Origin of the sequence: Paraglaciecola arctica BSs20135, assembly GCF_000314995.1 — a bacterium.
Classification (GTDB): domain Bacteria; phylum Pseudomonadota; class Gammaproteobacteria; order Enterobacterales; family Alteromonadaceae; genus Paraglaciecola; species Paraglaciecola arctica.
The window spans coordinates 1-8,228 of sequence record NZ_BAEO01000048.1 but is presented as its reverse complement, the minus strand read 5'-3'; the positions used below and the strand labels follow the sequence as shown (position 1 = coordinate 8,228).

Sequence of the window (8,228 nt, the reverse complement as noted above, 5' to 3'; positions counted from 1 at the left end):
CCCAATCGCGATGGACGAAGGTTTACGCTTCGCAATCCGTGAAGGTGGCCGTACTGTAGGTGCTGGCGTAGTAGCCAAAATCCTATAAGCGAAAATATAGCTTATTAATAAAGGTCACCTAGGTGGCCTTTTTTTATGGGCCAGCGAAAGCCGTTGCATCTTTATCCAGTAATTCGATTATACGTTTTGGTTTTAATCTTTTTTGAGAATTGTGCAAGCTTAGTTGTATGATTGGGGTCCAGTGAAATAGCCGAATTTAATTCAAAAGAATGTTGGAAATAAACTATGCAATATAGTGTGTTAGGAAGTAGTGGCGAAAAAGTATCGAGAGTGTGCTTAGGTAGCATGACTTGGGGGTTACAAAACTCACAAATAGAAGCAAATGAACAAATTGAATATGCTCTAAGCCAGGGTGTGAATTTTATTGATACTGCTGAGCTTTATCCGGTGCCACCTTCAGGAGATAAATACGGTGGCACAGAAATTATTATTGGAAATTGGTTGGCACAAAATCCAACAAGACGTAAGGATCTGATACTGACCAGTAAAATTGCTGGGCCAGGTTTATCTTATATTCGTGATGGTGCAAAAATTAGTGGTGAGAGTGTTATTGCGGCTGTAGATGCATCATTAAAGCGTTTACAAACCAATTATATTGATCTATTTCAGTTACATTGGCCAAATCGTATGTCTCCCCATTTTGCCAAACATTGGCCTGGAAAAGTTAAATTTTCAAGTGCAAATTCTGAACGTGAAAGCAATAGTATGTTAGAGATCCTACAAGCACTAGATAGTTGTGTTAAAGCAGGGAAAATACGTTTTTGTGGGTTGTCTGATGATACTCCTTGGGGGATCAACACTTACCTCAAATTAAGCGAGCAATATGCTTTACCTAGAATGGTATCAATTCAAAATGAATTTAGTTTATTACATGCCAAAGATTGGCCGTATTTGATCGAAAATTGTGTCCGTGAAAATGTAGCTTACTTGCCTTGGTCACCGCTTGGCGGAGGTATGTTAAGTGGAAAATATGCTAACGGCGCTATGCCAAAAGGCAGTCGCTGGACATTCGAGCAACGCAATGGAGTATTTCGCAATACTGAACTAGGGCATGCCGCTGTAGCGGGATATGTCGATATTGCTAGGGAGCATGGATTGAGCCCATCACAATTAGCCTTAGCCTGGTGCGATCAGTTGGATGGCGTGACCTCTACTATCATCGGCGCAACGAGCATGGCCCAGTTAAAAGAAAATATTGCGGCCTTTGAGCTAGGCTTAAATGCTGATGTGATGCACAAAATAGGCGCTGTTTTTAAGCAGTATCCCCTACCTTTTTAACATCGCGGTGAGGTAAAATCAGCGAACTGCCGCACATTGCCTGCCTTGCAGGCATTAATAGCAGATAGCTTGACCAACAAGTCCCCCTTTACTAAACAGATATTCCCCTTTAATGCTCCACTGATATGTGATGACGTCCAAGTTAACTCTTTACAGTAATTAACAAATATTTCACATACAATATACAATATACAATATACATTTATTTTTTTGTAAAAGCAGGCTATGGTTGTTTTTCTTACCTGAAAAGTGTGATTAATAATTAGTTCGGTGCAGGTAGCTATTTCTGAATAAATGGAAAATCGCACACAAGTAAGCCTCCATAACCTACACAGGACTAAAAAAATGAATATTAGAAAATCCAAAGGGGCCTTTCTGTTGCTGATGGGGATGGCTTCGTCAATCGCCATTGCTAGCAGCCAGCTCGATAATAATTTTGCAAACATCTTGCTGGATACGTCTATAAGCGCGCCAGCAATAGGCAGTACTGAAACAGAATTAGCTAGCAGAACTCAAGTAGAGCATAGCAGAAACGTAATCCAACTCCTCCCTGAGCCAGCTTTTTCCGATAACGATACTAAGGACAGTGACGCTTCACCGACAATAAGCAGCAAAAAGCTCAACATAGCTGCCAAGGCTAGTGCCATGGCGTGTAACGATAATGCATTTGTTACCAGTGGTACAAACTTATTAAACGTGATTAAAAACCAGGGCAGTGATTGTGTTGACCGATTATTCACCTTGGCTTCTACCTCAGTAAGATTAGGGTCTTTCACAGATGCCAATATTATTACCGTTGCCAATGAGACAAAAAGTCGCTCACAAACCTATAACGGTACTGATCCCGATGGCTATCTATATGCACTTTATTATTGGCTCAGAGCCGCCTATTTTTATGGCAACAGGGAGCTACTTACCCCTGCAAATCAGGCAGCAACTAAAGCGGCGCTGCAGGCTTTGGTGGCAAACAGTCACTTTTTTGACAAGACGGTAGAAAATGCAATTTTAATCGATATCGCCATGCCTGTTATGGGCAGTGCATCTGTGGCGCATGAGTTTGTAGGCACGGTCAGAGCATTACTGGCACGTTATGATCAATCTTACGAAGCTATTGGCAAGTGGGGCAACGCGGCTGCCACTATTATTTGGAATATCTTAAACGATTGTGCCCGTGAACAAAGCTGTCGAGCACAACAACATGATCTGGCATTGGTGACCAGCCTAAGTGATTTTATTCATAACAATATCGCCTGGCTGGATATGCCCGAAAATGATTACCATCTGCATAACCTAGGAGCGCAGTTAGGCAACCTATATTCGGGTGCAAGTCAGCCGCATTTTGCCGCTATTGAAACAGAATTACAGACCCGTCTTACTAGATTATTTAACGATTTCGGGCCACTTGAAACCGACATCGCCAGAAGAGCCTATCTGCAAGCTATGACGTCTGTCATTCGCTATCAGAAATGTCAAACTTATGGTTTGTGTAGTAAAAAAGATGAAGTCATAGCGGCGGTTTTGGATGACCGCATTAATTGCCCCTCCGGCACCTTGTTTATGTGGGCACAGGATTTAAATCAAGCCCAGTTACAATGGGCCTGTAGCTCATTGGGCACCCATGAAGACTATTTTCACGCAACTTTGCAAACGGGTAATACTCCTGTCGTGCCAGATGATAACGATAAACTGCGCATGATAGTGTTCAATAACAGTCGTGAATGGAAGATCTACGGCTATGCTCTATTCTTTGCCAGTACCGATAACGGCGGTCTGTATTTAGAAGGTGATCCCAGTACTTCAGGGGACCAAGCGACCTTTTTTGCCTATGAAGATGTATCTGCTAGGCCGGTTTTTGATATCTGGAACTTACGTCATGAGTATGTACATTATCTGGACGGGCGGTTTAATACCCAGGGCGATTTCGGAGATATAAATGGCGCGGGCCGAACAGTATGGTATGGCGAAGGTCTGGCAGAATTTATATCCAGGCGCAATTGTAATGACGAAGCCGCTAGCCAAGCGGCATTAGGCACCTACGCCCTTAGTACGATCTTTGAAAATGAATACGGCGTAGGACAAACCCGGATCTACCCCTGGGGACATTTGGCGGTACGTTTTATGTTCGAAAATCATAACAACGAGTTTTTTGCCATGTTGAATGAATTTAGACAGGGTAACTACAGTAATTATCGGACTAATATGGTTGATAGTTGGGTGAGTAACCAAACCTTTGACAGTGAATTTTCAAGCTGGCTACCCACTGTTCAGTCAACTGGCTGTACGGTTGATAATACCCGTCCTCCGTCTCCGGTCGAACCCATTGATGTAGATGATGTACAAGGCAATGATCAATTTGGCATCAATGCCTGTGCATTAGGGCGTCCACCAGAAGATCGCACTATTAAAGCGGGCCAGGCCATATGTTTGAAAAATACGGCCAATAGTAACCAACTGCAAATGGGTTTGAATGTGCCAACAGGTCTGGTGAATGTCAGTCTAAAAATCACTCTGCAGTATGGTACCGGTAATGCTAATTTACTACATCGATTTGATGTACGCCCCAATTCAACTACTTATGATCATATCTCCCAAGGAGCGGGTAATAATGAAACCATAGTGGTTGACTCAGTTAGCAGTGGTTGGAACTATATTCATGTAAGAGCAGACAGTAGCTTTTCAGATGTAACTTTGCTGGCTCGCTATATCCAAAATGATGATACCAATCCACCAGATGACAGCGTGCTTAGCAACAACGTGGCCAAGAATGTGACTGCAGGACAAGGTGAAGAAAAACACTTTAGCATGCAGGTACCTGCCAATACGAGTTCATTGAAATTTACCACCTCTGGTGGCACCGGCGATGCGGATCTTTACGTCAAGTTTGGTTCCGCCCCCACCAGTGCAACTTATGATTGTCGTCCATGGAAAGGCGGCAATAACGAACAGTGCGTGATCAGCAATGTTCAACAGGGCACCTATTATGTCATGTTACGAGGTTATAATAATTTTACTAATGTCAGTCTGGTTGGTAGTTACACCAGTGGTGGCCCCACTAATAATACTCCCACAGCACAAGCCAATGGGCCCTATGCTGCAGTTGTTGGCGGGGCGGTCAGCTTTAGTAGCAATGGATCAACAGACAGTGATGGCAGTATTAGCAGCTATCAGTGGAATTTTGGTGACGGCAATTCCAGCGCGTCACCTAATCCAAGCCACAGTTATACGGCAGCAGGCATCTATACGGCAACTCTTACGGTAACGGATAACCAGGGCGCAACCGGTGTTGATACTGCCAGCATTACTGTTGGTGCAGCCAGCGGACTTGAAAATGCTTGCCTCACAGAAGGTCAGGTGAATAATGTGCCTCTTAGCAGTGGTGATGCAGTCTGTGTGCAAAGCAATAATGTCGCAAATGGCAGAAAGGATTTCTATTTTTGGGTACCTAGTGGTAATAGTCAGGTCAAAATAGAAAGCGGTCATGGCAGTGGTGATGCTAGCCTTTATTACAAACAGGGGGCATGGCCTACTAATACTAACTTTCATCAAAGTTCTACTAACAGCGGTAATAATGAACAAATCATTGCTAATAACCCCGCGGGGAATTGGCACTACGTGATCATTCATGGGGTCCATCAGGGCATGACGCTTAAGCTTACGATTGAATAATTAGGCGAGGTATTTAAAAAAAAACAACCTTGGTTGTGAAGTGACCTCGAAAGTTAGACAAAACCTTCGAGGTTGTTTTGTTTGCCTGCTTCGGTGGATAAACCCGTGAGGTTGAAAGAAACCTGAATCACCCTACTCTATATTTCGTTTGAAATGAATGATGAGTCAATATTCGCCGCCGTTCTAATATCGACATAAAGGGCCAGTGAGCTGATTATGGTCGATTGCATTTTGATACAATGCGTCGCTGTTCATCGTCGACAAGTTATCTTATGCTCCCTCCTATCATTTTATTTATTAGCAGGTATGACATTGATTTTAGCCAAATATCGCAGCACTTTAGCCGCCCTTAGTTTATCTTTACTCCTTCCTTTTTCTGCCAGTGCAACTGTGGTCGAAATTCGCACTTCACTTGGAACTATAGAAGTAAATTTATTTGATAATACAACACCAAAAACAGTGGCGAACTTTTTAACTTATGTAGATTCAGGTGCTTATGCAAATAATGTAGTGCATCGTTCAGTCTCAAGTTTTGTCGTCCAAGGTGGTGGATTTCAATATACCGGCCCTGTATCGCTATCTGCAAGTAACCAATTTACCCTAGATGCAGTTGAAACGGGCCAACCAGTGGTTAATGAGCCAAAGCTGTCTAATGTTCGCGGTACTATTGCAATGGCTAAGACCAGCAATCCAAACAGTGCTACTTCACAATGGTTTATTAATTTATCAAATAATGCCAATAGTTTAGATGTCGCCACAAATGCAGGGGGATTTACGGTTTTTGGTCAAGTAATAGGTAATGGTATGGATGTTGTCGATGCTATTGCAGCCTTGCAAGTATTAGGAGGTGCTAATGACTTTGTTTTTAAAGAAATACCTTTGAAAAATTATACTGCCGAAGATATAAATAATGAGGTTGATTTAACTGATGATCATTTTGTTGTGATTTCCGATATCGTTGCCACAGATCGTGCTGCTGATACAGCTGCCAACCTCAATCCAGCAGCTAATACTTTAATTAACTCTTCAAATGGTGGAGGCGACTCGGGTTCTGGTGGTGGTGCAATTGGTTGGTTACTATTGTTAGGTTTAGCCATGTTGCAAAAAAACAAATTGTTCAAGGCTAAATAATCCGCCGATATATTTAGGTTCAATGGTAGGTTTCTAGAAATTGTGATTGTTTTGTGAGGATTTAAGCTTATCGCCCGCTCATACTAAGTAACATTATTATGAATGGGCGTTAAATATGCATTTGTTCAACGGATTTTTTTTCTACTCTATTTTATTATTCATTTTTGGCTTAAGTGGTTGTGGTGGTTCAAGTTCCAAGGCTACTGACTCAATCACTGCGCCACCAATCTCCTCTGTTACTCCAACCGTTCTGCAAGGCATATTTGTTGACTCAGCAGTTGCTGGCTTGACTTATACCACTGCCACTCAATCAGGTAAAACCAATGCGCAAGGTCAGTTTTTATATATTGAGGGTGAAGAGGTGGTTTTCTCAATCGGTGATATCAAATTTCCAACTGTAGTGGGTCAGGAGATGATTTCTCCGTTGGATGTATTTTCGGTCACCACAACAGACGATGTACGTGTGAGTAACATGGCCCGCTTGTTACAGACCCTTGATGAAGATGGCATAGCCGGCAACGGTATCAGTATTACTGATGAGGCACATAATCAGGCGATAGCTGTAACGATAGATTTTGGAGCTGACAATTTTGAGCAACAGGTAGTGGATGTAGTGGCTAATGCAGGAGCGACCTATACATCTTTGATAAGTGTACAAAGGGCTATTGAGCATCTTAATTTGAGTCTGGCGAATAACCTTAGTCTTCGTAAGTGTGCAGCAGATTCAACAAAGATCGGTTACACAGGTACATTCTCAACTTTAGCTCATAATGTATCGGGTACTGTCACAGTAATTAATAATTGCACTATTGAAATTAGCATGTTTAATTTTGATGGTGCTGCGCCTAATGTTAAATTTTACGCTGGAGTGAATGGCAACTTTTCTGACGCTGAGGCTTTTGGGATAGGTGAGCGTATTGATGGACGAAGTTATTCTAATGAGACAATTATATTGACCTTACCAGAAGGTAAGTTTGTTGATGACTTTGACAGTTTGAGCGTGTGGTGTGTTGAGTTCCAAGCAAATTTTGGCGATTTACGTTTATTAGCTCCTTAGTAAAACCTGAACTAAGGTATATTAAATACTTCAAAATGAAAGCCTCGCAAGGCTCCTTGCTAGGCTTTCATTTCACTAATTATTTTATTTCAATTAGTTCAACATCAAACAGCAATGTGGCATCAGCTCCAATAGTGGGACCGCTACCTTTTGCGCCATAGGCTAAATCAGAAGGAATGGCTAGTTCGAACTTGTCACCTACATTCATTAGTTGCAATGCTTCTACCCAACCTTTAATCACACCTGTTACTGGGAATTCAGCTGGTTCGCCTCTTTTGTAAGAACTATCGAATTCTGTACCGTCTGTTAATGTGCCTTTGTAATGTACTACTACTGTTTTATCAGAAGTGGGTATTTCACCTTCACCAGATACCACTTCTTTATATTGCAAGCCGCTTTCTGTTACTACTACGCCTTCTTTCTTAGCGTTGGCTTCAAGATAAGCTAGACCCTCGGCTTTATTCTTAGCGCTTGCTGCTTGTTGAGCAAGTAGCTGTTTTTCTTGAGCTTGTTGTTGAACAATCGCAACAGCTTCTTGTATTTGTTCTTGAGATAAACGTGACTCTGTGCCGGCTACTACATCATTAACGGCCATATTGAAGGCGTCGACATCTAAAGTGAGTTCATCACGTTTAAATTGGCTTGCTAAGTTTGTGCCTACTATATAACTGAGTTTTTGTTCAAGACTGGCTAAAGCTGTATCTGTTGCTGCATCGGTTGTGGCCGCTGGAGTTTCTGCGGTTTTAGTTTCTGGTGCTGTTTTGTCACTGCCACATGCGGCTAGAAATAAAGAAGATGCCGTCAATAAAGCAAGAGTGTTTAATTTCATGTATTTTTCCTAAATTTGGATGGGATTAGAGGAGTTGTTAAACTGGTATATCAGATAAAATCTTCAATAGCAGATTTAATAGCGTTATGAGTACAATATGGTTCTAAGCCTTAGTATTCAAGCCTGAAAGTGTAGATAAGATCAAAAAAAGCCCACTAATTAGTAATTAAATAGGGCGTTTTAAGTTACGTTAGTACGTTTTACTTT

Annotated in this window: 6 protein-coding genes; 5 read left to right on the top strand and 1 reads right to left on the bottom strand. The window is 41.9% G+C overall.

Annotated features, from left to right (window positions below; translation table 11 throughout):
* From GARC_RS26420 to GARC_RS15520, 5 genes are all read left to right on the top strand, one after another.
* A partial coding sequence (locus GARC_RS26420) for an EF-Tu C-terminal domain-related protein (RefSeq protein ID WP_081587568.1) occupies window positions 1-88 on the top strand: 88 nt, incomplete at its 5' end.
* Window positions 89-285: 197 nt separating this feature from the next.
* Window positions 286-1,338: an aldo/keto reductase gene (locus GARC_RS15535; RefSeq protein ID WP_007621867.1), complete on the top strand. Its 1,053-nt coding sequence runs from the start codon at window positions 286-288 to the stop codon at window positions 1,336-1,338.
* Window positions 1,339-1,683: 345 nt separating this feature from the next.
* Complete coding sequence (locus GARC_RS15530) at window positions 1,684-5,004, top strand: collagenase (protein ID WP_007621865.1); 3,321 nt, start codon at window positions 1,684-1,686, stop codon at window positions 5,002-5,004.
* A gap of 306 nt (window positions 5,005-5,310) precedes the next feature.
* Window positions 5,311-6,135, top strand: coding sequence for a peptidylprolyl isomerase (locus tag GARC_RS15525; RefSeq protein ID WP_007621862.1), 825 nt, complete (start codon window positions 5,311-5,313; stop codon window positions 6,133-6,135).
* A gap of 115 nt (window positions 6,136-6,250) precedes the next feature.
* Window positions 6,251-7,192: a DM13 domain-containing protein gene (locus GARC_RS15520; RefSeq protein WP_007621860.1), complete on the top strand. Its 942-nt coding sequence runs from the start codon at window positions 6,251-6,253 to the stop codon at window positions 7,190-7,192.
* A gap of 79 nt (window positions 7,193-7,271) precedes the next feature.
* Here GARC_RS15520 and GARC_RS15515 read toward each other — a convergent pair whose 3' ends face one another.
* Complete coding sequence (locus tag GARC_RS15515) at window positions 7,272-8,021, bottom strand: FKBP-type peptidyl-prolyl cis-trans isomerase (RefSeq protein WP_007621852.1); 750 nt, start codon at window positions 8,019-8,021, stop codon at window positions 7,272-7,274.
* Between the last annotated feature and the right edge of the window lie 207 nt (window positions 8,022-8,228).